This window comes from Agromyces lapidis (assembly GCF_009749405.1).
GTDB classification, from domain to species: Bacteria; Actinomycetota; Actinomycetes; order Actinomycetales; family Microbacteriaceae; genus Agromyces; species Agromyces lapidis.
The window spans coordinates 26,632-50,203 of sequence record NZ_WBIQ01000005.1 but is presented as its reverse complement, the minus strand read 5'-3'; the positions used below and the strand labels follow the sequence as shown (position 1 = coordinate 50,203).

Genomic DNA, 23,572 nt, shown 5'->3' with positions numbered 1-23,572 from the left:
CGGTCGTCCTGATGGCAGAGATCGCCGAACGCGCACTGCTCCGCCAGTTCCTCCTGGGGCTCGCGGAGGGGATGAACGCGGCCGCCGAATCGGTCGATCGGATCAGGGACACCCTCGTGAAGGTGTCCCGGGCGTACGGCCGCGACGACACCGACTTCATCGTGCTGCCGACGGTGATCATCGTCGAGACCGGCGAGGGCGAGGAAGGGCGGGTCGAGATCCGTTCGGCAGTCAACGCCTCGTTCCGCTTCGACCAGATCGCTGCGCTCTACAACCTCATCGGCGAGGCCGAGCGCGCCGAGCTCGACCCGATCGAGGGCCTCAAGCGCCTCAACGAGATCGGGGCGATGAAGCCCGGGCACGGGTGGATCGTGCGCACCTTCGGCCACGCCGTGCTCGTCACCGGGCTCTCGCTGCTGCTCGCCCCAACCTGGCAGGGCGCGCTCATCGCGTTCGGGCTCGGCGCCTTCGTCGGGCTCGCGAAGCTCGTGCGATCGCCCACCCTGCAGCTCATCTTCCCCGTCTTCGCCGCGTTCGCCTGCGCGATCGTCGTCTTCCTGATCGCGCCCCACATCGAGATCGGCGACCCGATCCGCCTGCTGATCGCGCCGCTCGCGACCTTCCTCCCGGGCGGGGTGCTCACCACGGGCGTCGGCGAGCTCGCGGCCGGGCAGATGCTCGCGGGAGCTTCGCGTCTGGTGTTCGGCCTCGTGCAGCTGGCGCTGCTCGCGTTCGGCATTCTCGCGGCGGGCACGGTGGTCGGCGTCGAGGATTCGAGCTACGAGGCGCTCGAGGCATCCGACACGCTGCCCTGGTGGATCCCGGTCGTCGGCGTGCTGCTCTTCGCCATCGGCAACTACCTGCACTTCTCGGCGCCGCGGCGCACCTTCGGCTGGGTGCTCCTGGTGCTGATCGTCGCGTACGCGGGGCAGTACGCCGGAACCGTGCTCATCGGCTCGACCGTGGGCGGCTTCATCGGTGCGGTCGCGATGACGCCGGTGGTGCTCTGGATCGCGACCCTGCGCCACGGTGCGCCCTCGCAGCTGACCTTCCTGCCGGCCTTCTGGCTCCTCGTCCCCGGCGCGGCAGGGCTCCTCGGGCTCACCGAGGCGGTCGGCACCACGCGGGGCCTCGAGGACTTCGCCGAGGCCCTCACGTCGATCATGTCGATCGCGCTCGGCGTGCTCATCGGCACGGCGCTCTACCGCGTCGTGCATCACGGGGCCGAGGAGCTCGCGGACTTCCACGTCGACGTGCCCGCCGCGCTCGCCGAGGAGGACGAGCCGCCCTTCTGGGCGCGCCTCGTGCCCGGAACCCCGCAGTCGTTCTGGGGCGCCCGGCGCGCGCGTCGCGTGGGCTCGCGGTCGAAGGCGACGGATGCCCCGGAGTCGTCGCCGGTCGACGGATCCTCCCCTTCCTCTCAGGCAGGCGGGCCGTAGAGTATTCGGGTGACTGATCGCCAGCCCCTCGACTCCGCCGACGCCCGCCGCCGGCTCATCGACCACATCGCCGCCGACGCCGTCTTCCACGGCGACTTCACGCTGACGAGCGGAAAGAAGGCGACGTACTACGTCGACCTGCGCAAGGTCAGCCTCGACCACCGCGTCGCACCGCTGATCGGCCAGGTCATGCTCGACGTGATCGCCGACATCCCCGACGTCGCCGCCGTGGGCGGACTCACCATGGGCGCCGACCCGATCGCCTCCGCGATCCTGCACCAGGGTGCAGCACGCGGCCTCGCCTACGACGCCTTCGTCGTGCGCAAGGAGCCGAAGGACCACGGCCGCGGCAAGCAGGTCGAGGGCCCCGATCTCGCAGGCAAGCGCGTGATCGTGCTCGAAGACACCTCGACCACCGGCGGCTCGCCGATCAAGGCCATCGAGGCGCTGCGCAAGGTCGGTGCCGAGGTCGTCGCGGTCGCGGTCGTCGTCGACCGGGCCACCGGAGCCCGCGAGATCATCGAGGCCGAGGGCGTGCCGTACCTGTACGCGATCGGCCTGGAAGACCTGGGCCTGGCCTGATGAACGAGCGGCAGGGATTCGACGACGGCGCCGACTGGCTGCTCGCGCAGCTCGCGGGCGGCGGGGCCACCGGCTCCGCGCCGCAGTCGTCCCCGCCGCAAACCCCGCCGCAGGCCCCGTCCGTGTTCGCGGCACCTGCCGCACCCGCCGCACCTGCCGCACCCGCCGCACCGCGCGCCGCCCCGGCGTCTCCGCCGCCCGCGACACCCTCGCGTCCCTCGCGGCATGAAGAGGTGCTCGACTGGTTCTCGCTCGCCGAGCCGCCTGCGCGCGACGACGCCGCCACCCGGGCCCTGCCCGTCATCGGCGACCCGGGCCGCGCTCCTGAGCCCGTGCAGCTCGACCGCTCGCCCGCCCACCCGAGCGCTCCGTCCGAGCCGGCCCCGCCGGCGCCGTGGGGCGGGATCGGGGCGAGTGCCGCCGGAGCTGCGGGAGCCGCCGGAGCCGTGAGCGGCGCAGCCGCACTGCCGCCCGTCCAGTCGGGGCTGCCGAGCTGGACCCCGCCGTTCACCGTCGCACCGCCGGCGCCGACCGTGCGCCTGACCGAGGTCGAGCCGCCGGTCGGGAACGCTCCGGTCGCGCCCGCGGCAGCTCCGGCGCCGACGCAGCCCGCCGCGTTCGCGCCCGCACCGGTTCCCCCGGCCGTCGACGCGAACCCGGCACCGCCGGTCCAGCCGCCGACGGCGCCCTGGCAGTCCGCCCCGTCGAGCCCGACGTCATCCGTGTCGCCGACCCGGGTCGAGCAGACGGCGCCGGCGACGCCGCCCGGCCCCGTCACGCAGCCCGCATCCTTCGCGCTCACCTGGGGCGACCAGGAGCTCGAGTCCGAGGCTGCGCTCCGCGCCGCCTTCCAGCAGCTCTCCGAGAGCACGGCCTCGCTCGCTCTGCCGACGAACGAACCCGCCCCCACGGCTGCTCCGCAGGCGCCGGTCGCCGAGCCCGCCATGCCCGAGCCGGCCCCCGCCGAGCCGATCGCGCCGATCGACGAGGGGCCGTTCGCCGGCTTCTCCGCGCCTGCGGTGGCGCGCAGCTCGTTCACCCCGGTGGGCGGCATCCCGATCCAGCAGCCGCACCCGACCGCACCGCCCGAGGCGCCCGCCGGATGGGGCGAGGCGCCCGCGCCGCGCGCGGCGAGCTACGACGACGAGCTGTGGGCGGCGCTCAACGAGCCCGAGCCCACGAGCGGGTCCGCCCAGACGGCGGCGTTCGCGCCGTCGGCGCCGTCGGTGCCCGAGCCCTCGACCGGTCGGTTCCCGACGCTCGCCGCCGACCCGGCCGTTCCCGATACGTCGGGCCCGAGCGAGACCGTCGCCGCTGCCGAGACGCCGTCGTGGACGCCGGGTCGCGCCTGGACCGACTTCGCCGCCGCGCAGCCCGAGGCGCCGCTCGACCACCGACCGGTCGCGGAGCCCGAACCGTTCGCCCCCGCCCCCGCCGAGCCGTTCGAGTACCGCTCGTCGACGCCCGCGCCCGAGTCTGCGGCCGAGTCCGCCGCGCCCGAGTACCGGGCGGCGGCGTCCGCCGCGCCCGAGTCCGCCGCGCCCGAGTACCCGACGCCCGAGTACCCCGCGCCCGCGCCGGTCGAGACCGCCTCGGAGGGCTTCGGGTTCGCCGAGCCCGCTCCGACCGAGCACGCGGAGCCCGTCGAGCCCGCGCCGCGACGTGCCAGCCGGTTCGACGCGTTCGCCGACGAGCTCGCGTGGACCCCGCGTGCCGAGCGGCGCCTCGCCGCCGAAGCGCCCGAAGCGCCCGAAGCGCCGTCGGCGTTCCACGACCAGGGCGTCGAGGCATCCGGTCCTGCGACCGCGGCGCTGCCCGCGATGCCCGAGCAGGAGCGCCCGACCGAGGCAATGCTCGCGGCGCCCCGCGCGCCGTTCCCCGCCTTCGCCGCAGCGGAGCCCCGCCCCGAGCCGGCGTTCGGCGGCGTCCCGCCGGTCGACGATCTGCTCGCCGCGCTCGGCGGGGGAGCGGTGGCACCCGCGGCTGACGCGGCACCCGCTGCGTTCACGGGCCTCGCGGCCGGCGCCGCGGCCCAGCCCGCGCCCGCCGACACTGACGGCTTCGATCGGCTCGGGCTCGCCTTCGGAGACGACGATGCCGGCCACGGTCTCGTCGGCGACGTCGACGCGGAGCCGGTGCATCCTGGGCCGTCGTACTCGGCCGACCGTCGGCTCGACGACGTGCACCACGCCGAGCCCGCATACGTCGAGTTCGACGACGACGACGTCGACGACGAGTTCGACGACGCCCGCGAGGAGCCCGGCTACGTCTGGAACCTCCAGCCCGACCCGAACGCAGAAGACCCGCGTGCCGAGTCGCCCGGTTCGGTGTCGGCGATTCTCGCGGGGAGCGCGCCGACCGGCGGCACGCCCGCCGTCGACCTCGAGCAGCCCATGAGCAGCGGCCTCGGCTCGCTCGTGCGGATCGCCCGCGAGCCCGAGCCCGAGCACGAGCCCGAGCCCGAACTCGAGCCGGCTCACGACCTCGCCGCCGAGCACGCCGAGGAGTTCGCGCCTGACGATCAGTTCTTCGACGCCCTCGCACCGCGTACCGCGGCATTCGAGACGTTCGACGAGGGGCAGCACGAGTCCGGCGCCGAGCCGTTCCCGGCTGCGACCGACCCCTGGTCGGCGAACGCCGTCGACGACGACCCCTTCGACGCGCGGCTCGAGTCGGCCGACCGTGCCGACGACGGGCTCGCGGCGCTCTTCGGCAGCGTCACGGCGACCGGTCCGCTCCGACTCATCGATCCGTCGATGGGGCGACCGGCCGAGGCGTATCCGGCGACGGCGCTGCTGCAGACGGATGCGACCGCGCAGCTCTTCGCCGCTGGCGCTGGCGCTGGCGCCGGAACCGGCGGAGGCGCGGGCACCGGCGCGACCGGTGGATTCGGCACGGGAGCGACCGGCGGCTTCGCCGGCGGCGGCCAGGGCGCCCGCGGGTCATCCGGCTCGAATCCCGGCTCCGGCGGCTCGGGTGCCGGAGGCTCCGGGGGTGGCCCCTCGGGCGGCACCGGTGGCGGCACCGGCGGCACCGGCAAGGGCGGCATCCGGCCGCTCGTCTGGATCGCGGGCGGCCTCGTCGCCGTCCTCGTGCTCGCCGGGTTGTTCTTCCTCGGCACGATGTTCACGAAGGGCAGCAGCGCCGATGCGCCGAGCGGCTCCCCGTCGGCCAGTGCGAGCGAGACGCCGCCCCCCGCGCCGACCGCGCCGCAGCCCGCGGGCGCTCACGCCTGGAACACCCTCTTCGGCGGCGAGTGCCTCGAACCCTTCACCGACGCCTGGCAGGAGGAGTACGCGGTCGTCGACTGCGCCACGCCGCACGCCGCGCAGCTCGTCTACCGCGGCACGCTGCCGGGCGACGCCGCTGCGCCCTACCCGGGCGAGGCCGAGCTGGCCACGCAGATGAACCTCCTGTGCACGGCGCCCGGCGTCATCGACGTGGCCGCGGTCTCGGGCATGGAGGACCTGCAGGTCCAGGCCTCCTACCCGGCCGAGGCCGCCCAATGGGACGCCGGTGCGCGCGACTACTATTGCTTCGCCAACCGTTCGGGCGGCGAGCCGCTGACCGCGAGCATCGCGGGCCCCGGGCCGGCGGCCTGACTTGGCGCGCGGCGCCCGCGTCGTCGTCGTCGGCTCCCTGAACGTCGACGCCACGAGCTACGTCGAGCGGTTCCCGGCACCCGGCGAGACGGTGACGTCTCGCGCCTTCCGCACGGCGCTCGGCGGCAAGGGCGCGAACCAGGCGGTCGCCGCCCACCTGGCCGGCGCCGAGGTCGACCTCGTCGCGCGGCTCGGCGACGACGCGAACGCCGCGCTCGCGCTCGGCGTACTCGAGCGCCTCGGTCTCGCGACCGCAGGCATCGGGCAGGTCGCGGATGCCCCGACCGGCGTCGCGCAGATCACGGTCGCCGATTCGGGCGAGAACACGGTCATCGTCACGGGCGGGGCGAACCTGGCGCTCGACCCCGAGTCGCTCGACACCGAGCGTGAACGCCTCGCATCGGCCGCCCTCGTGCTCAGCCAGGGTGAGCTCCCGATCGCGACGATCGAGCGGTTGGTCGAGCACTGCGCGGCGCTCGGAGTGCGCCTCGTCGTGAACCTCGCGCCGCCCGTCGCGGTCTCCGCCGCAGCACTCGCGGTGTGCGATCCGCTCGTCGTCAACGAGCACGAGGCCCGGGCGATCGGCATCGGCGCGGAGGTCGCGGCCGGCGCCCCGCTCGACGAGTGGCGCCCGCACGCGGCATCCGCGGTCGGCCGGGTCGCGCGCTCGGTGGTCGTGACGCTCGGTGCGGCGGGTGCGGTCGGGGCGTCTCCCGAGGGCGATTGGGCCGAGCCTGCGCCCGAGGTCGTCGCCGTCGACACGACCGGAGCCGGTGACTGCTTCACGGGCACGCTCGCGGCGTTCCTCGCCGAGGGTCGCGGTCTCGCCGAGTCGATGCGCATCGCCGTCGCCGCCGGTGCCCTCGCCGTGCAGGCGCGCGGCACGGTCGACTCGTACGCCCCCCGTGCGACGGTGCTCGCCGCCGCAGCGCTCGACGACGAAGGAGCCCCGCTCGCATGACCCTGCCCGTGATCGTCGACTGCGACCCCGGACACGACGACGTCTTCGCCCTGTGGCTCGCCGCGGGGCATCCGGCCCTCGATCTTCGCGCCGTGAGCACCGTGGGCGGCAACGTCGCCCTCGAGCACACGAGCCGCAACGCGCGCATCGCGCTGACCGTCGCCGGCGTCACGGGGGTGCCGGTCGCGGCGGGCGCCGCCGCGCCGCTCGTGCGCGAGCTCGAGACCGCCGAGTGGATCCACGGCGAGAACGGGCTCGGCGGGCCCGAGCTGCCCGAGGCGACGGTGCCGCTCGAGGCGCGCGGGGCGACCGAGCTCATCGCCGACACGCTGCTGGCGGCTGAGGAGCCGGTCGCGATCATCGCGACGGGCCCGCTCACGAACGTGGCGATCCTGCTGCGGGACCGGCCCGAACTGGCCCCGCGCATCGCCAGGATCGTCTGGATGGGCGGCTCGACCGAGCGCGGCAACGCCACTCCGTACGCCGAGTTCAACGCCTGGGTCGACCCCGACGCGCTCGACCTCGTGGTGCGCAGCGGCGTCGACTTCACGATGGTCGGGCTGAACGTCACCCATCGGGCGCTCGTGACGCAGGCGGTGCGCGACCGCCTCGCGGCGACCGGCACCCGCACCGCCGCGTTCGGCGAGGAACTGCTCGAGTTCTTCTGCCGCACCAACGACGAGGTCTTCGGCATGCCCGACGGCCCGTTGCACGATCCGGTCGCCGTCGCGGTGCTCGTCGCCCCCGAGGTCGTGACGCTTCGCCGCACCCGCCTCGACGTCGAACTCGCCGGCACCGAGACGCTCGGTGCCACGAGCGTCGACTTCGACGGGATGCTCCGGCGCGAGCCGAATGCGCAGGTCGCCGTGGATCTCGACGTCGAGCGGTTCTGGGGCCTCGTCGAGACCGCCGTGGCGAACCTCGCCTGACGCGGCGCACCGCGCGGAGGGGCCTCGGCGCGGGTAGCCTCAGGAGGGTGACCGCACCTGCCGGGGCCGGAGCCGCCCGCGACGAGCTGGCCGCGCTCGCACGCGACGCGGGGCTCTTCGCCGACTGGCCCGACGACGAGCGGTTCGGCGACGTCGAACTGCGCGACGCCGCCGTGCTGGTGCTCTTCGGGGTGCTCGACGAACTGCCGAGCGATCACGAAGCGCACGATCGCGCCGTGCCGCGCGACCTCGACGTGCTGCTGCTCGCCCGGGCGGAGACGCTGCGCTCGCACGCGGGGCAGGTCGCGTTCCCGGGTGGTCGGGTCGATCCCGATGATCGTGGGCCGATCGACGCGGCACTCCGCGAGGCGCGCGAGGAGACCGGGCTCGACAGCGACGGCGTCGAGGTGCTCGGCGCCCTGCCGTCGATCCCGGTGCCGTACTCGGGGCACCTCGTGACGCCGGTGCTCGGGTGGTGGCGGGCGCAATCACCGGTCGGGGTGGTCGACGTCGGCGAGTCGTCGGCGGTGTTCCGAACCCCGGTCGCCGACCTCGTGAACCCGGCGAACCGTTACACGACCGTGGCCCGCAGAGCCGGGCAGGAGTGGCGCGGGCCGGGGTTCCTGCCGACGGTCGCCGGCCAGCAGCACCTCGTGTGGGGGTTCACGGGGCTCGTGCTCGACCGCATGCTCGACCGGCTCGGCTGGGCCGAGCCGTGGGATCCGGAGCACGAGTTCGAGCTCACGCCCTGAGCTCGGCAGCTGCACGTAGACCCGGAGGACTTCGACGGGGAGGGCATCGTGGACTGGACCGGGTGGGTGTTCATCGGCGTCGTGGTCGTGGCGTGGGTCGTCACGCAGTGGGCGTTCTCGCTCCGGCGCGGCTCGGAGAAGATCCGCGGGCGCAACCGCGACGCCGCCGAGGGCATGCTCGACGTCGAGCGCGACAAGGCGCGCGGCACCTTCTGGTCGACGTTCGGCAACTGAACCTCGCGCAGGCCGCGTGCGTCGGCGGCGCACTCAGGCGAGCGAACGGATGACGCCGGCGAGCCGTGCCACGGCGTCGTCGACCAGCGCGTCCGAGAGGTTGCCGTATCCGACGACGAGCGCCTCGGGCGAGGCCTGCGCGCCGGTCGCCCGGTAGCGAGCGAGGTCCGAGACGGCGATGCCCGACTCGGCCGCCGCCACGACGACCTCGCTCGCCCGAACGTTCGGCGGCAGCGCGAGCACCGCGTGCATGCCCGCGGCGATGCCCGTCACCTCGAGCTCTGGCAGCTCGCGGGCGAGCGCGGCGAGCAGCGCCGCGCGGCGGCGCTTGAACCGGCCGCGCGCAGCCCGGAGGTGCCGTTCGAGATCGCCCGACTCGATGAACCGCGCGAGCGCCGTCTGCTCGAGCGTCGAGGGGCGTGGTCGTTCGGCGAGACGCACTCGCTCCCGCAGTCCTGCGGGCGCGAGCGCCCAGCCGAGCCCGTACGCCTGTGCCATCGACTTCGAGAGCGAGCCCACGAGCACGATCCGTTCGGGCGCGAGGCTCTGCAGGGCGGCGATCGGGCGCCGGTCGTAGCGGAACTCGGCGTCGTAGTCGTCCTCGATGAGCACGCCGTCGCGCTCGGCCACCCAGCGCACGATCGCGTCGCGGCGGGCCGGTGAGAGCGCCGCGCCGAGCGGGAACTGGTGCGCCGGCGTGATGAGCGCGGCGCGGGCGCCCGTCCGCGCCGCGGCGGCGACGAGCCGGTCGACGTCGATCCCGTCGCGGTCGACCGGCACAGGCACGGGCGTGAGCCCGGCCGCGGCGGCGACCTCGCGCAGGCGCGACCAGCTCGGGTCCTCGACGAGGATCGATCGGTGCCCTGCAGCGCGGAGCCCGGCGACCACCGCGGTCATGCCATCGGTCGCGCCGTGCGTGATCACGACGTCGTCGGGCGCGGCGACGGCGCGGCGCGAACGCGCGAGGTAGTCGGCGACCGCGGTGCGGGCGCTCGGATGCCCCAGCCGATCGACGACCGAGAACTCGGCGTCGGGCAGCACCTCCAGGGCATGGCGCACGGCCGCCGCCCATCGCGCGCGCGGCGCGTGCCGCAGGTCGGCCACCCCCGGCCCGAGATCGAAGGGCGGTCGCCGGTACTCGGGGCGCAGCCCAGAACCCTTCGCTGCTTCTGCAGGAGAATGGGCGCCATGGTCTGCTGTGGGCGCGCCTCGCGTCAGATCTCCTGCAGAAGCAACGGTGGCGGGCACGCGCGTGCCCGAGCCGACCGTCGCCTCGAGGAAGCCCTCGGCGACGAGCTGCCCGTAGGCCTCGGTGACGACCCAGCGCGAGACCCCGAGCGTCTCGGCGAGACCCCGGCTCGGCGGCAGAGCTGCACCGGCCGGGGCGCGCCCGCTCGTGACGGCGTCGCGGATGGCGCCCTCGAGCCGATCGCGCAGTGGCGCGGGCCCCGTGCCGAGATCGATGAGGGTCTCCCAGGCGAGGGCGGGGCCCGGTGCGGGGCGGGATCGTGGCATCCGGTCTCTCGATTGGTCTGGTCAACGGCGTCGTGATTGGAGTGTATGCCCGAACCGATCGATTCCTACGCTGGACGACGTCACCCACACCAACGGAGGAACATCCCATGCGATACCGCACGATCGGCAACGGCCGCACGAGCTTCGACGTCTCGACGATCTGCCTCGGCACCATGCAGATGGGCACCAAGATCGACGAGGCGACCTCGTTCGCGATCCTCGACCGCTTCGTCGAGGCCGGCGGTACCTTCGTCGACACCGCGAACAACTACAGCTTCTGGGACGGCGGCTACGGCCGCGACAGCGAGGACCTCCTCGGCCGCTGGCTGAAGTCGCGCGGTGTGCGCGACCGGCTGCGCATCGCCACGAAGCTCGGCGCCGCCAAGGCCGACCCGGCGCTGCCGCTCTCGAACACGCCGCCGACGAACTTCCAGGGGCTCGGCGCGGCGACGATCGACTGGGAGGCCCGCGAGAGCGCGAAGCACCTCGGGGTCGACCACCTCGACGTCGTCTACGGGCACGTCGACGACCTCGAGACCCCGCTCGCCGAGACCGTCGGCGCCTTCGGCGCCCTGCAGGAGGAGGGGCTCATCGGCGTGGCCGGCATCTCGAACGTCGCCCTCTGGCGCATCGTCGAGGCGCGCGAGGAGGCGATCCGCCAGGGCATCGCGCCCTACGGACTCGTGCAGCAGCAGTACAGCTACGTCTACCCCGCGCCGAAGCTCGGCCGGCAGAACTTCGTGACGCCCGAGCTGCTCTCGTATGCGGCATCCACGGGGGTCGACGGCCGCCCGCCACTCGCCGTGACCGCGTACTCGCCGCTGCACCAGGGTGCGTTCACGCGGAACGACAAGAAGCTCTGGGGCGGCGTCAACCACCCGACGACGCACGCGCGCATCGCGCTGCTGCGCGAGGTCGCCCGCGACCTCGGCGCGACGCCGAACCAGGTCGCACTCGCCTGGCTCCTCGGCCGCGAGGTGCCCGTCATCCCCGTGGCGGGGCCGTCGAGCGTCGCCCAGCTCGAGGAGGTGCTCGGCGCCGCCGAGCTCGACCTCGACCCCGAGGTGCGGGCGCGGCTCGACGCCGACCCCGAGGAGGCGCCGCTCGCGGCGTAGCCGCGAGGCCGGGGTCGGGCGGGTGGCGTCAGTCGCGCCGCTCGACCCCGTCGGCGTCGGGCGCGTCGCTGATGACCTCGACGAACGCGTCGACCGACTCGAACTCGATCACCTCGGCGTCCACCTCGTCGTCGTCGAGCTCGTCCTCGTCGGTCTCGGCGACGCTCAGCACCTCGATCTCGAGGTCCTCGTCGAGCTGCGCATAGATCACGAGGCCGGCGTACTGCGTCGGCGCCTCGTAGACGAGCACGAGCGTGGCGTCGCTCGACACGATCGCACCCTGCAGCTCGAGCTCGTCGGCGAGCTCGGTGTAGTCGTCGTCGGTCGCGGCCTGCTCGCCGCCCTCGAACTCCGAGTCGACGAGTTCGCGGACGATCTCCTGCTCGAGTCGGTCGAGCGACTCGGCCGTGAGCGGGGTGAGCGCGCGCTGCGCGGTGGCGAGCATCACCGCCTGCTCGAGCTCCTCGCCGTCGTCGAGGGCGAAGAGCACCGCGACCTGGCGATCGCCGGGCAGGGAGACGACGGCACTGAGTTCGCCGTCGTCGTCGAGGTCGATGTCGGTGAGTTCGATCATGATGGTGCCCTTCGGGAGATGCGGTTCGGAGACGGCTGCGGTCAGAGTTCGGTCTCGGCCTGTTCGCCGACCAGGTCGGCGACGCCCGACAGGATCTCGTCGGGCCGGAACGGGTACTTCTCGATCTCGGCCTGGTCGCTGATGCCCGTGAGCACGAGCACGGTGTGCAGGCCGGCCTCGATGCCGGCGACGATGTCGGTGTCCATGCGGTCGCCGATCATCGCGGTGTTCTCGGAGTGCGCGCCGATCTTGTTCAGCGCCGAGCGGAACATCATCGGGTTCGGCTTGCCGACCACGTACGGCTCCTTGCCGGTCGCCTTCGTGATGAGCGCCGCGATCGCCCCGGTCGCGGGGAGCGGACCGTCGGCGCTCGGGCCCGTGGCATCCGGATTCGTGACGATGAAGCGCGCCCCCCGGTCGATCAGGCGGATCGCCTTGGTGATCGCCTCGAAGGAGTAGTTGCGGGTCTCGCCGACGACGACGAAGTCGGGGTTCGTCTCGGTCATGATGTAGCCCGCATCGTGCAGTGCGGTGAGGATGCCGGCCTCGCCGATCACGAATGCCGAGCCGCCGGGCAGCTGCTGCTTGAGGAAGTCGGCGGTCGCGAGCGCCGAGGTCCAGATGCGGTCCTCGGGCACGTTGAGCCCGCTCGAACGCAGGCGTGCCGAGAGATCGCGCGCCGTGAAGATCGAGTTGTTCGTGAGCACGAGGTACGGGGTGCCCGCGTCCTCCCACTGCTGCAGCAGCTCGGCGGCGCCCGGCAGGGCGTGGTTCTCGTGCACGAGCACGCCGTCCATGTCGGTCAGCCAGCACTCGACTTCGTCACGTCGTCCCATGGGTCAAGCCTAGGCCGCGCGTGTCACCGTGCGATGACGGCGAGGTGACGAGCGGATGCCCCGCTGCGACCCCGTGGTCTCGAGACGCGCTTCGCGCTACTCCACCGACGGGTCGGACGCGAGCGCCGCGATCACGTCGGCGACGAGCTGCACCTCGCTCGGCTCGTCGTCGACCTCGGGCGTGAAGCCCATGCGCACGACCACGAGGTCTTCCGACGGCACGACGATGACCTTCTGACCGTCGTGGCCCGAGGCGTAGAAGGTGTCTTCGGGCAGCTCGGGCCAGCGCAGGCTGCCGTCGGCGAGCACGTTGACGCGCCAGCCCATGCCGTACCCGGGGTCGTCGGTCGCGTCGACCGGCAGCACCTCGAGGCTCTCGGCCATCCAGTCGGCCGGCAGCAGCTGCTCGCCGTTCCACTCGCCGTTCTGCAGCGCGAACTGGCCGATCGCGGCCCAGTCGCGCGGCGTCGCCCAGAGGTACGAGGAACACACGGGCGTGCCGGCCGCGTCGGGCTCGAATGTCGCCGACGAGAGTCCGAGCGCGCCGAGCAGCGTCTGCCGCGGCAGGTCGGCGCCGAGACCGGTGCGTTCGGCGAGGATCGAGCAGAGCAGCGTCGTCGAGCCGCTCGAGTACTCCTGCACGGTGCCGGGCGTGCTCTCGAGGGGCAGGCCCGCGACGTAGCCGGCCATGTCGCCCTCGTTGTAGAGCATCTGCGTGATCGGGGTGCCGAGGTCGTACGTCTCGTCCCACTCGAGGCCGCTCGTCATGCGCAGCAGCTGCTCGACGGTGATGTCGGCGCGCTCGTCGCTCCACTCGGGGCGCAGGCCCGCGTCGTCGAGGGAGATCTCGCCCTGCTGCGCGAGCATGCCGGCGATGAGGCTCGTCGCACTCTTCGACATCGACCAGCCGAGCTGCGGGGTCTCGGCGTCGAAGCCGTGGGCGTAGCGCTCTGCGACGAGTTCGCCGCCCTTCGCGACGACCACGCCGCGGGTGCCGAGCGCTGCGGCGTCGGCTTCGGAGAGCTCGTCGCCGAACGCGGCCGCGAGGGCGGCGTCGAGTTCGTCGGACGGCGCGGGCGCCGCGGCATCCACGAACGGGTTGCCCTCGCTCGTCACCGTCGACGCCTCGCCGAACTCGGGGGCGTCGTCTGCGAGCGTGCAGCCGAAACCGGGCGTGAACCAGGCCTTCTGGGCGGCGAGCAGGCCGAGCAGCGACCCGGTCGTCACGGCCTGCTCGCGGTCGACGTCGACCTGGAGGTAGGGCACGAGCGGGTTCGACGGCAGATCGCTCGCGGGATCGTCGCGACCGGCCACCTCGGTCACGGCGCAGGCGTTGTGCGCCGCGTAGCCCGTGCCGGTGCGCAGCATCGGACGCTGCCACCAGTAGACGGCGACGGCACCCGCCACGAGAACGAGCACGACGACGAGGAGGACGACCAGTGTCCTGCGGAGAATGCGCACGGCGGGATGCTAACAGCCGCCGCACCCGTTTTCGTTCATCAACTGGGGAAATCCACGGCGGAACCGCTCGATCGATGTGCACCTTCGACGACGGCTGTGCGACGGTCGGTCGTGGCCGATGTGCGCTCAGTCGCGAACCGCGGCGACGGACTCGATCTCGACGAGCTGGCCCTCGTATCCGAGCACGGTCACCCCGAGCAGCGTGCTCGGCACGTCGTGCGCTCCGAATGCGTCGTGGACGACGTCCCACGCCGTGCCGAGGTCGGCTCGATCGGTCGACGCGACGAGCACCCGGGTGCTGATGACGTCGCTCAGCTCGGCACCCGCGTCGGCGAGGGCTGCGCGCAGGTTCTCGACGCACTTCGCCGCCTGGGTGGCGATGTCGCCGAGCCCGGCGGTGGAGCCGTCCTCATTCAGCGGGCACGCGCCCGCGAGGAACACGAGCCGTGCATCGGTCGGCGCGGTCGCCGCGTACGCGTACGGCGCGGCGCAGAGCGATGCGGAGCGGATGAGGGTGACCTCGGTCATTCGTTCTCCTCGGCATGGATGGCGGAGCGACGCGGCGGGCGGGCCGTCGTCAGCCCGTCACCCAGATCTCGGCCGCCGCCTCGGCGGTCAGTTCGATCGGGGATGCCTCAGCCGCCGCATCGCCGCCGCCGTCGAGGTCGTCGTCGTGCGGGGCCAGCCTGATGAGCACGCGCTCGCCGGAGGCATCGGGGTTCTCGACCTCGATGCCGACGCCGGGCGCGATGCCGGCCGCGGCGAGGGCGCGGAGCCCCTCGGGGTCGCGGTCGCTGATGCGCAGCACCCGGCCGGCGTGGCCTGCGGGCGCCCCGTCGAGGCGCAGGAACGGCTCGACCTGGATCGTGCCGTCGGCCGCGGGGATGGCATCGCCGTGCGGGTCGCGCGACGGTCGGCCGAGCCGCAGGTCGATCTGCTCGAGCAGCCGATCGCTCAGCGCGTGCTCGAGCACCTCGGCCTCGTCGTGCACCTCGTCCCAGCCGTAGCCCATCTCGCGCACGAGCCAGGTCTCGATGAGCCGGTGCCGGCGCACCACGGCGATCGCGCGCTCACGACCTTCGTCGGTGAGCCGCAGCGGACCGTACGGCACGTGCGCGACGAGGCCCTGCGCGGCCATCTTCTTCACCATCTCGGTGACGCTCGACGGCGCGACGCCGAGCTTGCCCGCGAGCTGCGAGGGCGTGATGGGGTCGGGCTGCCACTCGGTGTGGGAGTACACCGTCTTGAGGTAGTCCTCGATCGCGGGGTTCTTGCTGGCTGGCATCGGATCCAGCCTAGCGACGCTCGTGCCGTGAGCTCCGTGCCCGCGCGCGCGGCTTCGCGCCCTTTCGCGCGGTAGCGCGGGCCGACGAGATGGATGCCTCGGGCGGCGCCGCTCAGACGCGGGCGAGCCGCTCGATGTCCTCGAGGAACGCGTCGGCGGTCTCGGCCGACACCGTCGTGCGGGTTCCGGCGATGGCCTCGAGGTAGTCGGCCGTGCTCGGGCCGGCGGGTTCGGATGCCACGTCCGACGCGTCGCTCGAGGCATCCGCGCCCGCCGCGCCGTCGCGCACCGCCGTCTCGAACGCCCGCTGCGAGGCGCTGCGCGCGGCGAACTCGATGTCGGCGGGGGAGAACCCGGCGGTGCGTTCGACGAGCAGGTCGAGGTCGACGGCGTCGGCCACCTGCTCGGGCACGTAGCGCTGCCAGATCGCGTGCCTGGCCGCCTCGTCGGGCAGCCCGATCGGGATCACGTAGTCGAACCGGCCGTGCCGGAGGAAGGCGCTGTCGAGCGCCCGGATGAAGTTCGTCGCGCACACGAGCAGGCGCCCCGGCTGCTCGCGGAACGCGGGGATGATCTTCAGCAGCTCGTTCGTGACGCCCTGCAACGGCGACGGCGGCTCGCCCGAGCGCTGCGCCGCGATCTCCTCGACCTCGTCGATGAACACCACCGCGTGCTCGAGCTCGGAGATCTTCGTGAACGTGTCGCGCAGCGCCCCCGCGAGCCCGCCGGGGTCGGCGGCGAGCCGAGAGGGGAACACCTCGACGAACGACCACTCGAGCCGCGAGGCGATCGCCTTCGCGAACGTCGTCTTGCCCGTGCCGGGCGGACCGAACAGCACGACCGCCCGCGGAGGCACCACGCCGTAGCGCTCGGCGAGGTCGGGCTCGGCGAGCGGCAGCACGAGGCGCTGCTCGAGGATCTCCTTCTCGCGGCGCATGCCCGCCACCGACTCCCAGAGGGTGCGCGGCAGCAGGCGCCCGCCGAGCTCGGCGAGCGAGCTCAGCTCCTGCCGCTGCACGGGGATGCGGCGCTCGAAGTAGCGCAGCTGGTGCTTGAGCTCGAAGCCCTGGTTGGCGAAGGCGTCGACCCGGCTCTCGTTCTCGGGAATGAGCGCAGAGAGCTTCGTGAGTCCGTGCGGCGCCATGCGCTTCTCGAGCGCGGCGAGCATCGCCGAGCCGATGCCGCGGTGGCGCCAGTCGTCGGCGATCGCGAAGAAGACGACCCAGCCCTGATCGTGCGCGGCACGGCCGACGGCGGCGCCGATGATCTCGTCGCCGTGCACCGCGACGACCGCGTGGTCCTTCTGGCAGGAGGCGATCACCTCGCTGAGGTCGTAGACGGGCTCGTGCGACGACTGCCGCTGCGCCTCCCAGAGGTGCAGGATGCCGTCGAGGTCGTCGTTGTGGAACTCGCGCAGCCGCCAGCCGGTCATGATGTCCTCCATCCGTGGGTTCCAGCAGCGTAGGTGAGCACCCGGGCGCGGACGGTCTGTGTGACGTCCTCCGCGGACGAAACTCTCGCGAGTGTTGCCCTGACGGAAAGATCTGCGGCAGTTCTGCGAGGGTGCGACGTCACGCCCCGGTGAACACCAGCCAGAGCAGCACGCCGTTGAGTGCGATGAGGAACACCGAGGCGGCGACCCCCGCCGCGGTCGTCGACCAGTGGTTGCGCCAGCGGCCGAGCACGCCCGCCTTCGCCGTCAGCGCGACGAGCGGAATGAGCGCGAAGGGGATGCCGAACGAGAGCACCACCTGGCTGAGCACGAGCGAGAGCGTCGGGTCGAAGCCGAGCCAGAGGATGACGAGGGCGGGCACGAGCGTGACGAGGCGGCGCAGGATGAGCGGCACCCGCACGTGCAGCAGCCCGTACATGATCTCGGCGCCGGCGTACGCGCCGACCGAGGTCGAGGCGAGCCCCGAGGCGAGGAGGCCGACGGCGAAGAGCGTCGCGATGGCCGGGCCGAGCGCGGTGCCGAGCGCGGCGTACGCGCCTTCGAGACTGTCGGTGCCCTCGACGCCCGCGAGGTTCACGGCGGCGAGCAGCAGGATGCAGAGGTTGACCGTGCCGGCGATCGCCATCGCGATCGAGACGTCCCAGCGGGTGGCCCGCACGAGCACGTCGGTCGGCACGGCGGTCGCGGTGCCCGGCGCGAGTTCGGGTGCGGCGTCGGTGCCGCGGCGGATGCCGAAGCCGTGCCAGGCGGTCGGCCGCACCGTGGGGGCACCGCCGAGCGGCGCGCCCGTACGGCCAGCCTGCCCCGCCTGCTCGCCGCGTCGCGTCGCGAAACGGTCGCGAGAGAGCGCCGAGTGCGCGTAGATCGCGTGCGGCATGATCGTCGCACCGAGAATGGATGCCGCGAGCAGCACCGAGTTCGCGTCGGCGAAGCGCGGCACGAGCCCGCCGAGGAGCCCGGCCGGGTCGGGAGGCGCGACGAAGACGCCGACGGTGAACCCGATCGCGATGATCGCCAGCAGGCCGATGATGACGAACTCGAAGGTGCGCGGGCCGCGCCGCGACTGCAGCACGAGCAGCGCGATCGAGACGGCGCCCGTGATGAGGCCGCCCCAGATCAGCGGCACCCCGAACAGCAGGTTGAGGGCGACGGCGCCGCCGATGACCTCGGCGAGGTCCGTCGCCATGGCGACGAGCTCGGCCTGCAGCCAGTAGGCGCGGCGGCCCCAGCGGTTGCGGATGCGCCCGCCGAGGACCTCGGGGAGGCTGCGGCCCGTGACGATGCCGAGCTTCGCCGACAGGTACTGGATGAGCCACGCCATCACGTTGCCGAGCACGACGACCCAGACGAGCAGGTACCCGTACTGGGCGCCCGCGGTCATGTTGCTCGCGACGTTGCCGGGGTCGAGGTAGGCGACGCCCGCGACGAGCGCGGGGCCGATCAGCCAGGCGACGCGCGGCACGGAGGGGTCGCGCGATCGCCGACCGGCGGTATCGCTCGTGTTCGGGGCGGGAGCGGGGGTGTCGATCTCGTCGTCGAGCGTTTTCGGCATACCGAAAACCTATCAATATTTCGGTACACCGAAAAGGCGTCATCGCGTATCGTTGAGCAAGGGAGCAAGATGCGAGGTCGAATATTCGGGCGAACCCGCTCGCGGTCCGAAGCGGCGTCGCCCGGAGCGGACGACGATCCTTACGCGCTCTACCTTCGCTGGGTCGAGGCCGGCCGCCCGCCGCTCGAAGAGGCCGAGCCGGTTGGGCGACTCGGCTTCGCAGGCGACCCTGACGACCTCGCGATGGACGACGAGGCGGTCGACGACCCGGCCACGGATGCGCCGCGCGCGACGCCGAGTGCGGGGCACGTCAACGCCACCGGCGCCGCCGCCGCGATCACGCCGCCCCGGCGCGTGTTCTGGCCATTCCGCCGGCGCTGACGCCGCCGACCGCCGACACCTGGCCGAGACCGACGGCCGACCCCACGCCCGGGACGTGCACGGGTAGCGTTGAGGGGTGAGTGACGAGGTCGGCCCCGAGGCATCCGAACCCGAGGCGACCCTGCCGCAGCACGGCGTCGGGCCGTGGCCCGGCGGCGAGGCCGAGTGGCCCGACGACCCCCGCTACGACCCCGAACTGCTCGAGCACGGTGACACCCGCAACGTCATCGACCGCTACCGGTACTGGCGCATGGAGGCGATCGTCGCCGACCTCGACGAGCGCCGGCACGGCTTCCACGTCGCGATCGAGAACTGGCAGCACGACATGAACATCGGCTCGATCGTGCGCAGCGCGAACGCCTTCGCGGCCGACACCGTGCACATCATCGGGCGACGTCGGTGGAACAAGCGCGGCGCGATGGTCACCGATCGCTACCAGCACGTGCAGTACCACGAGGATGTCGCGGCGTTCGCCCGCTGGGCGCGCGAGGCATCCCTGCCCGTGATCGCCCTCGACAACCTCGAGGGCGCGGTGCCGATCGAGGCGTTCGCCTGGCCCGAGCGGTGCGTGCTGCTCTTCGGCCAGGAGGGGCCCGGGCTCTCGCCCGAGGCGGCCGCCGCCGCCGATGCCCTCGTCGAGATCACCCAGTTCGGCTCGACGCGCTCGCTCAACGCGAGCGCGGCGGCGGCGATCGCGATGCACTCGTGGATCCTGAGCCACGCGACCCCCGAGTAGCGTGGCGGCATGAGCGATCACGCCCGCGGCATCCCCGTGACCACCGTCGACGAGCTCGAGGCGATCGTCGGCGCGCCGCTGCCGACCGCCGCGAACAAGACGCGCGACCGCCTGCACGAGGTCGACGTCGCCTGGCTCGCCGCAGCTCCGCTCGCCTTCGTCGCGACGAGCGACGCGGAGGGCGATCTCGACGTCTCGCCCAAGGGCGACCCCGCCGGTTTCGCCGTCGTGCTCGACGACCGCACGATCGCGATCCCAGAGCGCGCGGGCAACCGCAGGGTCGACGGATTCCACAACCTGCTGCGCAACCCGCACGTCGGGCTGCTCTTCGTGATCCCGGGCCGCGGCGACACCCTGCGCATCAACGGCCGCGCGACGATCGTGCGCGACGCCCCGTTCTTCGACGACCGGGTCGTGCGCGGCAACCGACCGCTGCTCGCGATCGTGGTCGACATCGATGAGGTCTTCTTCCACTGCTCGAAGGCGTTCCTGCGCGCGCAGGCCTGGCAGCCCGAGACGTGGACCCCCGACGCCGCACCGCGTCGGGCGCTCATCTCGAAGGCCGTCGAACGGCCGGGCGACTCGCTCGCGGAGCTCGACGCGCACTACGGCCCGAGCTACGCCGCGAACATCTACGGTTGAGCCCGTGACGGTCATCGACAACGCGATCTACGTCGGCGGTCGGCGGGCCGCCTCGCCCGCCGTGCTCGCCGAGACCTTCGAGGCGCTCGAACAGCACGCAGGCGGCTTCGCCTGGATCGGCCTCTACCGGCCCGACGCCGCCGAGCTCGGCGTCGTCGCCGAGGAATTCGGCCTGCACGAGCTCGCGGTCGAGGATGCGCTCGCCGGCCACCAGCGGGCGAAGCTCGAGCGCTACGGAAACACCCGCTTCGTGGTGCTGCGACCCGCCCGCTACCTCGACGAGGACGAGCGGGTCGAGTTCGGTGAGGTGCACCTCTTCGTCGGCGGCGAGTTCGTGGTCGCGATCCGCCACGCCGAGAAGCCCGATCTCGGCCGCATCCGTGCCCGGCTCGAGGCCGAGCCCCCGCTGCTCGCCCGTGGGCCGATCGGGGTGCTCTACGCGGTCGTCGACCAGATCGTCGACGAGTACGCCCCCGTCGTCGCGGGCCTCGAGAACGACATCGACGAGATCGAGGAGCAGCTCTTCAGCGGCGATGCTGCGGTCGCGAAGCGCATCTACGACCTCTCGGGCGAGGTGATGGAGTTCCAGCGCGCGGTGAAGCCGCTGCGCGAGATGATCGAGACGATCCGCGATGAACTGCACGACGACCAGGGCGAGCCCGAGCTCGAGCTCCGGCGAGCATTCCGCGACGTGCTCGACCACGTCATCCGCATCACCGAGCGCGCCGAGGAGTACCGGCAGACCCTGCAGAACGCGCTCAGCGTGCACGCGACCCTCGTCGCGCAGCAGCAGAACGACGTCATGCAGGCGCTCACCGAGACGAGCGTCGCGCAGAGCGAGCAGACGAAGAAGATCTCGAGCTGGGCGGCGATCTTCTTCGCCCCGTCGCTCGTCGCCGGCATCTACGGCATGAACTTCCGGCACATGCCCGAGCTCGGTTGGGGCGCCGGCTACCCGTTCGCGCTCGTGCTCATGTTCGTCTCGGGGTTCATTCTGTACCTCATCTTCAAGTCGAAGCACTGGTTGTGATCGGGCGGATGTCCCGTGCCGGCCGCCGCGTCGGGCGAGAACGTGGCACGTGGCCCTTCCCGAGGCATCCGATGGCGATTAGCGTGGGGGCATGACCGAGATCACCGACGATCTGCCCGCCCGTCTGCTGCACGAGGAGCACGCCGGATGGCGTGCGATGGTCGAGGGGCGCGGAGGCGAGCACTACCAGCGTGCGATGACGCGCGACGCGCTCATGGTCGTCGAGGGCGCGGTGCTCGGCCGCGACGAGATCCTCGCGGCGTTCCGCAGCGCGCCCCCGTGGGACGGGTACGAGCTGCACGAGCCCGCCGTCATCCGCCTCGGCGACCGAGCCGGCGTCGTCGTCTACCGGGCGGTCGCGCGCCGCGGCGACGACACGGTGAACCTCCGAATGTCGACCACCTACCTCTACGACGACGGCGCCTGGCACGTCGCGGCGCACCAGCAGACCCCCGCCTGAGGCGTCCCCCGTTCCGGGGGTGGCGACGTGTGCCGTGCCCTGAGAGATCTGCGGATGCCACGTGGTCGCTGTACCCCGTTCTCGGGATTGCCGCTGGGCCCGCCCCGGTGTTGGCTGGGGGCTGTCATCGGGTCAGAGGGGAGACTCACCATGTCAACAGCACTCTCGCGCCGGCTCGTCGCCGGTGCAGCCGCCCTGCCGTTCCTCGCCGTGAGCGTGCTCGGCGCCGGCGTCGCGGCGAACGCGAGCGCGCCGGTCGGCGGCGACCACCGCGTGCCGTACTGCCACGCCACGCACAGCGCGAAGAACCCGTTCGTCTACATCGAGACCGACAAGCTCGCCGTCGTCAAGGCGCATGCCAAGCATCAGGACGAGGAGGACGTGTACCCGGGGTTCTGGTACGACGACCACGGCACGCCGACCTGGGTCGAGGGCCGCGGCGATCCCGACTTCGCCGAGAACGGCTGCGTCGAGGACGAGCGTCCGCCGCAGTGACGACGGCCGGCCGGGTCGCCCCGGTCGGCCGTCGTGAGGTTCGAGCGGTCTGCGGCCCGCTCAGTCGGTGCCGAGGTCGAACGCCGCGGCCTCGTTCGCCGCGTCGGTCGCCGCCTCGAGGTCGCTCTCGGCGGGACCCGCGAGGATCTCGGCCGCGCCGCCACCCGCCGCGAGGTCGCCGACGAGCGCCGCCGTCGCACCTCCCACGAGGTTGAGGTGGGCGTACTGCTCGAGACGGGCGCGCGAGTCGGCGATGTCGAGGTTGCGCATCGTGAGCTGCCCGATGCGGTCTTCGGGGCCGAACGCCTGGTCGCCGACCCGCTCCATCGAGAGCTTCTCGGGCTGGTAGCTGAGGGCCGGGCCCGTCGTGTTCATGATCGTGTAGTCGTCGCCGCGGCGGAGGCGCAGCGTGACCTCGCCCGTGACGGCCGACGCGACCCAGCGCACGATCGACTCGCGCAGCATGAGCGACTGCGGGTCGAGCCAGCGACCCTCGTACATGAGCCGACCGAGGCGGCGGCCCTCGTTGTGGTAGTTCGCGATGGTGTCTTCGTTGTGGATCGCGTTGACGAGACGCTCGTAGGCGATGTGCAGCAGCGCCATGCCCGGTGCCTCGTAGATGCCGCGCGACTTCGCCTCGATGATGCGGTTCTCGATCTGGTCGCTCATGCCGAGCCCGTGGCGGCCGCCGATGGCGTTCGCCTCGAGCACGAGCGCGACGGCGTCGTCGAAGCGCACGCCGTTGAGGGCGACGGGGCGGCCCTGCTCGAACGCGACCGTGACGTCTTCGGTGGGGATCTCGACCGACTCGTCCCAGAACTTGACGCCCATGATGGGTTCGACGGTGGTGATGCCGGCGTCGAGCTCCTCGAGCACCTTGGCTTCGTGCGTCGCGCCCCAGATGTTCGCGTCGGTCGAGTAGGCCTTCTCAGCGGAGGCGCGATACGGGAGGTCGCGCTGCTGCAGCCACTCGCTCATCTCGGCGCGGCCGCCGAGCTCGGTGACGAACTCGGCGTCGAGCCACGGCTTGTAGATGCGCAGGCGCGGGTTGGCCATGAGGCCGTAGCGGTAGAACCGCTCGATGTCGTTGCCCTTGTAGGTCGAGCCGTCGCCCCAGATGTCGACCCCGTCTTCGAGCATGGCGCGCACGAGCAGCGTGCCCGTGACGGCCCGGCCGAGCGGCGTCGTGTTGAAGTAGGCCTTGCCGCCCGAGCGGATGTGGAAGGCGCCGCACTGCAGTGCGACGAGACCCTCTTCGACGAGCGCGGCCCGGCAGTCGACGAGTCGCGAGAGCTCGGCACCGTACTCGAGTGCGCGCCCGGGCACCGCCTCGACGTCGGGCTCGTCGGGCTGGCCGAGGTCGGCCGTGTAGGTGCAGGGAACGGCGCCCTTCTCGCGCATCCACGCGACCGCCACCGAGGTGTCGAGGCCGCCGGAGAAGGCGATGCCGACGCGTTCGCCGACGGGCAGGCTGGAGAGGACTTTCGACATGCGCTCCAGCCTACCGGCGCCCGGCGGGGCGTGCGTCGGCCGGTATT

Annotated in this window: 23 protein-coding genes; 14 read left to right on the top strand and 9 right to left on the bottom strand. The window is 72.7% G+C overall.

Going from position 1 to position 23,572, the window contains the following annotated elements; genetic code table 11:
* Positions 1 to 11 precede the first annotated feature (11 nt).
* From GQQ93_RS07170 to GQQ93_RS07140, 7 genes are read left to right on the top strand one after another with little or no spacing between them, the layout of a single operon-like run.
* Complete coding sequence (locus GQQ93_RS07170; protein WP_157423566.1) at positions 12 to 1,439, top strand: threonine/serine exporter family protein; 1,428 nt, start codon at positions 12 to 14, stop codon at positions 1,437 to 1,439.
* Between the two features lie 9 nt (positions 1,440 to 1,448).
* Positions 1,449 to 2,021 carry an orotate phosphoribosyltransferase gene (gene pyrE, locus GQQ93_RS07165; RefSeq protein ID WP_157423565.1) on the top strand — a complete coding sequence of 191 codons (573 nt, stop codon included), beginning with the start codon at positions 1,449 to 1,451 and terminating at the stop codon, positions 2,019 to 2,021.
* Complete coding sequence (locus GQQ93_RS07160; RefSeq protein WP_157423564.1) at positions 2,021 to 5,623, top strand: septum formation family protein; 3,603 nt, start codon at positions 2,021 to 2,023, stop codon at positions 5,621 to 5,623. Before pyrE ends, GQQ93_RS07160 begins: the two co-directional genes overlap by 1 nt.
* Before the next feature lies 1 nt (position 5,624).
* On the top strand, positions 5,625 to 6,584 hold the full coding sequence (locus tag GQQ93_RS07155) for a ribokinase (protein WP_157423563.1): 960 nt from the start codon (positions 5,625 to 5,627) through the stop codon (positions 6,582 to 6,584).
* Positions 6,581 to 7,513, top strand: coding sequence for a nucleoside hydrolase (locus tag GQQ93_RS07150; RefSeq protein WP_157423562.1), 933 nt, complete (start codon positions 6,581 to 6,583; stop codon positions 7,511 to 7,513). Before GQQ93_RS07155 ends, GQQ93_RS07150 begins: the two co-directional genes overlap by 4 nt.
* A gap of 47 nt (positions 7,514 to 7,560) precedes the next feature.
* On the top strand, positions 7,561 to 8,265 hold the full coding sequence (locus tag GQQ93_RS07145) for an NUDIX hydrolase (protein WP_157423561.1): 705 nt from the start codon (positions 7,561 to 7,563) through the stop codon (positions 8,263 to 8,265).
* Between the two features lie 48 nt (positions 8,266 to 8,313).
* Positions 8,314 to 8,499 carry a hypothetical protein gene (locus GQQ93_RS07140; protein WP_157423560.1) on the top strand — a complete coding sequence of 62 codons (186 nt, stop codon included), beginning with the start codon at positions 8,314 to 8,316 and terminating at the stop codon, positions 8,497 to 8,499.
* A 33-nt stretch (positions 8,500 to 8,532) separates the two neighbouring features.
* On the opposite strand, the gene pdxR is transcribed toward GQQ93_RS07140, so the two are convergent.
* Complete coding sequence (pdxR, locus tag GQQ93_RS07135) at positions 8,533 to 10,014, bottom strand: MocR-like pyridoxine biosynthesis transcription factor PdxR (protein ID WP_157423559.1); 1,482 nt, start codon at positions 10,012 to 10,014, stop codon at positions 8,533 to 8,535.
* A 107-nt stretch (positions 10,015 to 10,121) separates the two neighbouring features.
* Here pdxR and GQQ93_RS07130 point away from each other — a divergent pair, with 107 nt between their 5' ends.
* Positions 10,122 to 11,129 carry an aldo/keto reductase gene (locus GQQ93_RS07130; protein WP_157423558.1) on the top strand — a complete coding sequence of 336 codons (1,008 nt, stop codon included), beginning with the start codon at positions 10,122 to 10,124 and terminating at the stop codon, positions 11,127 to 11,129.
* A 28-nt stretch (positions 11,130 to 11,157) separates the two neighbouring features.
* Here GQQ93_RS07130 and GQQ93_RS07125 read toward each other — a convergent pair whose 3' ends face one another.
* From GQQ93_RS07125 to GQQ93_RS07095, 7 genes are all read right to left on the bottom strand, one after another.
* The gene (locus tag GQQ93_RS07125) at positions 11,158 to 11,703 is read right to left on the bottom strand and encodes a hypothetical protein (RefSeq protein WP_157423557.1); all 546 of its coding nucleotides are present in this window, start codon (positions 11,701 to 11,703) and stop codon (positions 11,158 to 11,160) included.
* A gap of 41 nt (positions 11,704 to 11,744) precedes the next feature.
* Positions 11,745 to 12,539: an HAD-IIA family hydrolase gene (locus tag GQQ93_RS07120; RefSeq protein WP_157423556.1), complete on the bottom strand. Its 795-nt coding sequence runs from the start codon at positions 12,537 to 12,539 to the stop codon at positions 11,745 to 11,747.
* Positions 12,540 to 12,635: 96 nt separating this feature from the next.
* A complete protein-coding gene (locus GQQ93_RS07115; protein ID WP_246192165.1) occupies positions 12,636 to 14,000 on the bottom strand; it encodes a serine hydrolase domain-containing protein in 1,365 nt (454 codons plus the stop codon).
* 126 nt (positions 14,001 to 14,126) lie between these two features.
* A complete protein-coding gene (locus GQQ93_RS07110; protein ID WP_157423555.1) occupies positions 14,127 to 14,528 on the bottom strand; it encodes a RidA family protein in 402 nt (133 codons plus the stop codon).
* Between the two features lie 49 nt (positions 14,529 to 14,577).
* Positions 14,578 to 15,285, bottom strand: coding sequence for a metal-dependent transcriptional regulator (locus GQQ93_RS07105; protein ID WP_157423554.1), 708 nt, complete (start codon positions 15,283 to 15,285; stop codon positions 14,578 to 14,580).
* A gap of 112 nt (positions 15,286 to 15,397) precedes the next feature.
* The gene (locus GQQ93_RS07100) at positions 15,398 to 16,717 is read right to left on the bottom strand and encodes an ATP-binding protein (protein WP_157423553.1); all 1,320 of its coding nucleotides are present in this window, start codon (positions 16,715 to 16,717) and stop codon (positions 15,398 to 15,400) included.
* A gap of 139 nt (positions 16,718 to 16,856) precedes the next feature.
* Positions 16,857 to 18,290, bottom strand: a complete 1,434-nt coding sequence (locus tag GQQ93_RS07095; RefSeq protein ID WP_157423552.1) for an Nramp family divalent metal transporter — start codon at positions 18,288 to 18,290, stop codon at positions 16,857 to 16,859.
* Positions 18,291 to 18,359: 69 nt separating this feature from the next.
* Between GQQ93_RS07095 and GQQ93_RS07090 the strand changes: the two genes are divergently transcribed.
* The 6 genes from GQQ93_RS07090 to GQQ93_RS07065 all read left to right on the top strand — a co-directional run bounded on the left by GQQ93_RS07090 (position 18,360) and on the right by GQQ93_RS07065 (position 22,034).
* A complete protein-coding gene (locus GQQ93_RS07090) occupies positions 18,360 to 18,671 on the top strand; it encodes a hypothetical protein (protein WP_157423551.1) in 312 nt (103 codons plus the stop codon).
* A 76-nt stretch (positions 18,672 to 18,747) separates the two neighbouring features.
* Complete coding sequence (locus GQQ93_RS07085) at positions 18,748 to 19,407, top strand: TrmH family RNA methyltransferase (protein WP_157423550.1); 660 nt, start codon at positions 18,748 to 18,750, stop codon at positions 19,405 to 19,407.
* 9 nt (positions 19,408 to 19,416) lie between these two features.
* On the top strand, positions 19,417 to 20,049 hold the full coding sequence (locus tag GQQ93_RS07080; RefSeq protein ID WP_157423549.1) for an MSMEG_1061 family FMN-dependent PPOX-type flavoprotein: 633 nt from the start codon (positions 19,417 to 19,419) through the stop codon (positions 20,047 to 20,049).
* A gap of 4 nt (positions 20,050 to 20,053) precedes the next feature.
* Complete coding sequence (gene corA / locus GQQ93_RS07075; protein ID WP_157423548.1) at positions 20,054 to 21,079, top strand: magnesium/cobalt transporter CorA; 1,026 nt, start codon at positions 20,054 to 20,056, stop codon at positions 21,077 to 21,079.
* A gap of 91 nt (positions 21,080 to 21,170) precedes the next feature.
* Positions 21,171 to 21,539, top strand: a complete 369-nt coding sequence (locus tag GQQ93_RS07070) for a nuclear transport factor 2 family protein (protein ID WP_157423547.1) — start codon at positions 21,171 to 21,173, stop codon at positions 21,537 to 21,539.
* Positions 21,540 to 21,689: 150 nt separating this feature from the next.
* Positions 21,690 to 22,034 (top strand): hypothetical protein, encoded by a 345-nt coding sequence (locus GQQ93_RS07065; RefSeq protein ID WP_157423546.1) that lies wholly within the window; start codon positions 21,690 to 21,692, stop codon positions 22,032 to 22,034.
* A gap of 60 nt (positions 22,035 to 22,094) precedes the next feature.
* Here the strand turns inward: GQQ93_RS07065 and argG are convergent, their stop codons facing one another.
* Entirely contained in the window at positions 22,095 to 23,525 is a 1,431-nt protein-coding gene (argG, locus tag GQQ93_RS07060; protein ID WP_157423545.1) for an argininosuccinate synthase, read from the bottom strand.
* Positions 23,526 to 23,572: the final 47 nt, after the last annotated feature.

What these genes read in the sequence shown, in the direction of transcription:
- argG (WP_157423545.1), bottom strand. Translation starts at nt 23,525, where the DNA reads ATGTCGAAAGTCCTCTCCAGCCTGCCCGTCGGCGAACGCGTCGGCATC.
- GQQ93_RS07105 (WP_157423554.1), bottom strand. Translation starts at nt 15,285, where the DNA reads ATGCCAGCCAGCAAGAACCCCGCGATCGAGGACTACCTCAAGACGGTG.
- GQQ93_RS07095 (WP_157423552.1), bottom strand. Translation starts at nt 18,290, where the DNA reads ATGCCGAAAACGCTCGACGACGAGATCGACACCCCCGCTCCCGCCCCG.
- GQQ93_RS07080 (WP_157423549.1), top strand. Translation starts at nt 19,417, where the DNA reads ATGAGCGATCACGCCCGCGGCATCCCCGTGACCACCGTCGACGAGCTC.
- pdxR (WP_157423559.1), bottom strand. Translation starts at nt 10,014, where the DNA reads ATGCCACGATCCCGCCCCGCACCGGGCCCCGCCCTCGCCTGGGAGACC.
- GQQ93_RS07100 (WP_157423553.1), bottom strand. Translation starts at nt 16,717, where the DNA reads ATGACCGGCTGGCGGCTGCGCGAGTTCCACAACGACGACCTCGACGGC.
- GQQ93_RS07150 (WP_157423562.1), top strand. Translation starts at nt 6,581, where the DNA reads ATGACCCTGCCCGTGATCGTCGACTGCGACCCCGGACACGACGACGTC.
- GQQ93_RS07125 (WP_157423557.1), bottom strand. Translation starts at nt 11,703, where the DNA reads ATGATCGAACTCACCGACATCGACCTCGACGACGACGGCGAACTCAGT.
- GQQ93_RS07120 (WP_157423556.1), bottom strand. Translation starts at nt 12,539, where the DNA reads ATGGGACGACGTGACGAAGTCGAGTGCTGGCTGACCGACATGGACGGC.
- GQQ93_RS07170 (WP_157423566.1), top strand. Translation starts at nt 12, where the DNA reads ATGGCAGAGATCGCCGAACGCGCACTGCTCCGCCAGTTCCTCCTGGGG.
- GQQ93_RS07065 (WP_157423546.1), top strand. Translation starts at nt 21,690, where the DNA reads ATGTCAACAGCACTCTCGCGCCGGCTCGTCGCCGGTGCAGCCGCCCTG.
- GQQ93_RS07110 (WP_157423555.1), bottom strand. Translation starts at nt 14,528, where the DNA reads ATGACCGAGGTCACCCTCATCCGCTCCGCATCGCTCTGCGCCGCGCCG.
- GQQ93_RS07070 (WP_157423547.1), top strand. Translation starts at nt 21,171, where the DNA reads ATGACCGAGATCACCGACGATCTGCCCGCCCGTCTGCTGCACGAGGAG.
- GQQ93_RS07160 (WP_157423564.1), top strand. Translation starts at nt 2,021, where the DNA reads ATGAACGAGCGGCAGGGATTCGACGACGGCGCCGACTGGCTGCTCGCG.
- GQQ93_RS07130 (WP_157423558.1), top strand. Translation starts at nt 10,122, where the DNA reads ATGCGATACCGCACGATCGGCAACGGCCGCACGAGCTTCGACGTCTCG.
- GQQ93_RS07090 (WP_157423551.1), top strand. Translation starts at nt 18,360, where the DNA reads ATGCGAGGTCGAATATTCGGGCGAACCCGCTCGCGGTCCGAAGCGGCG.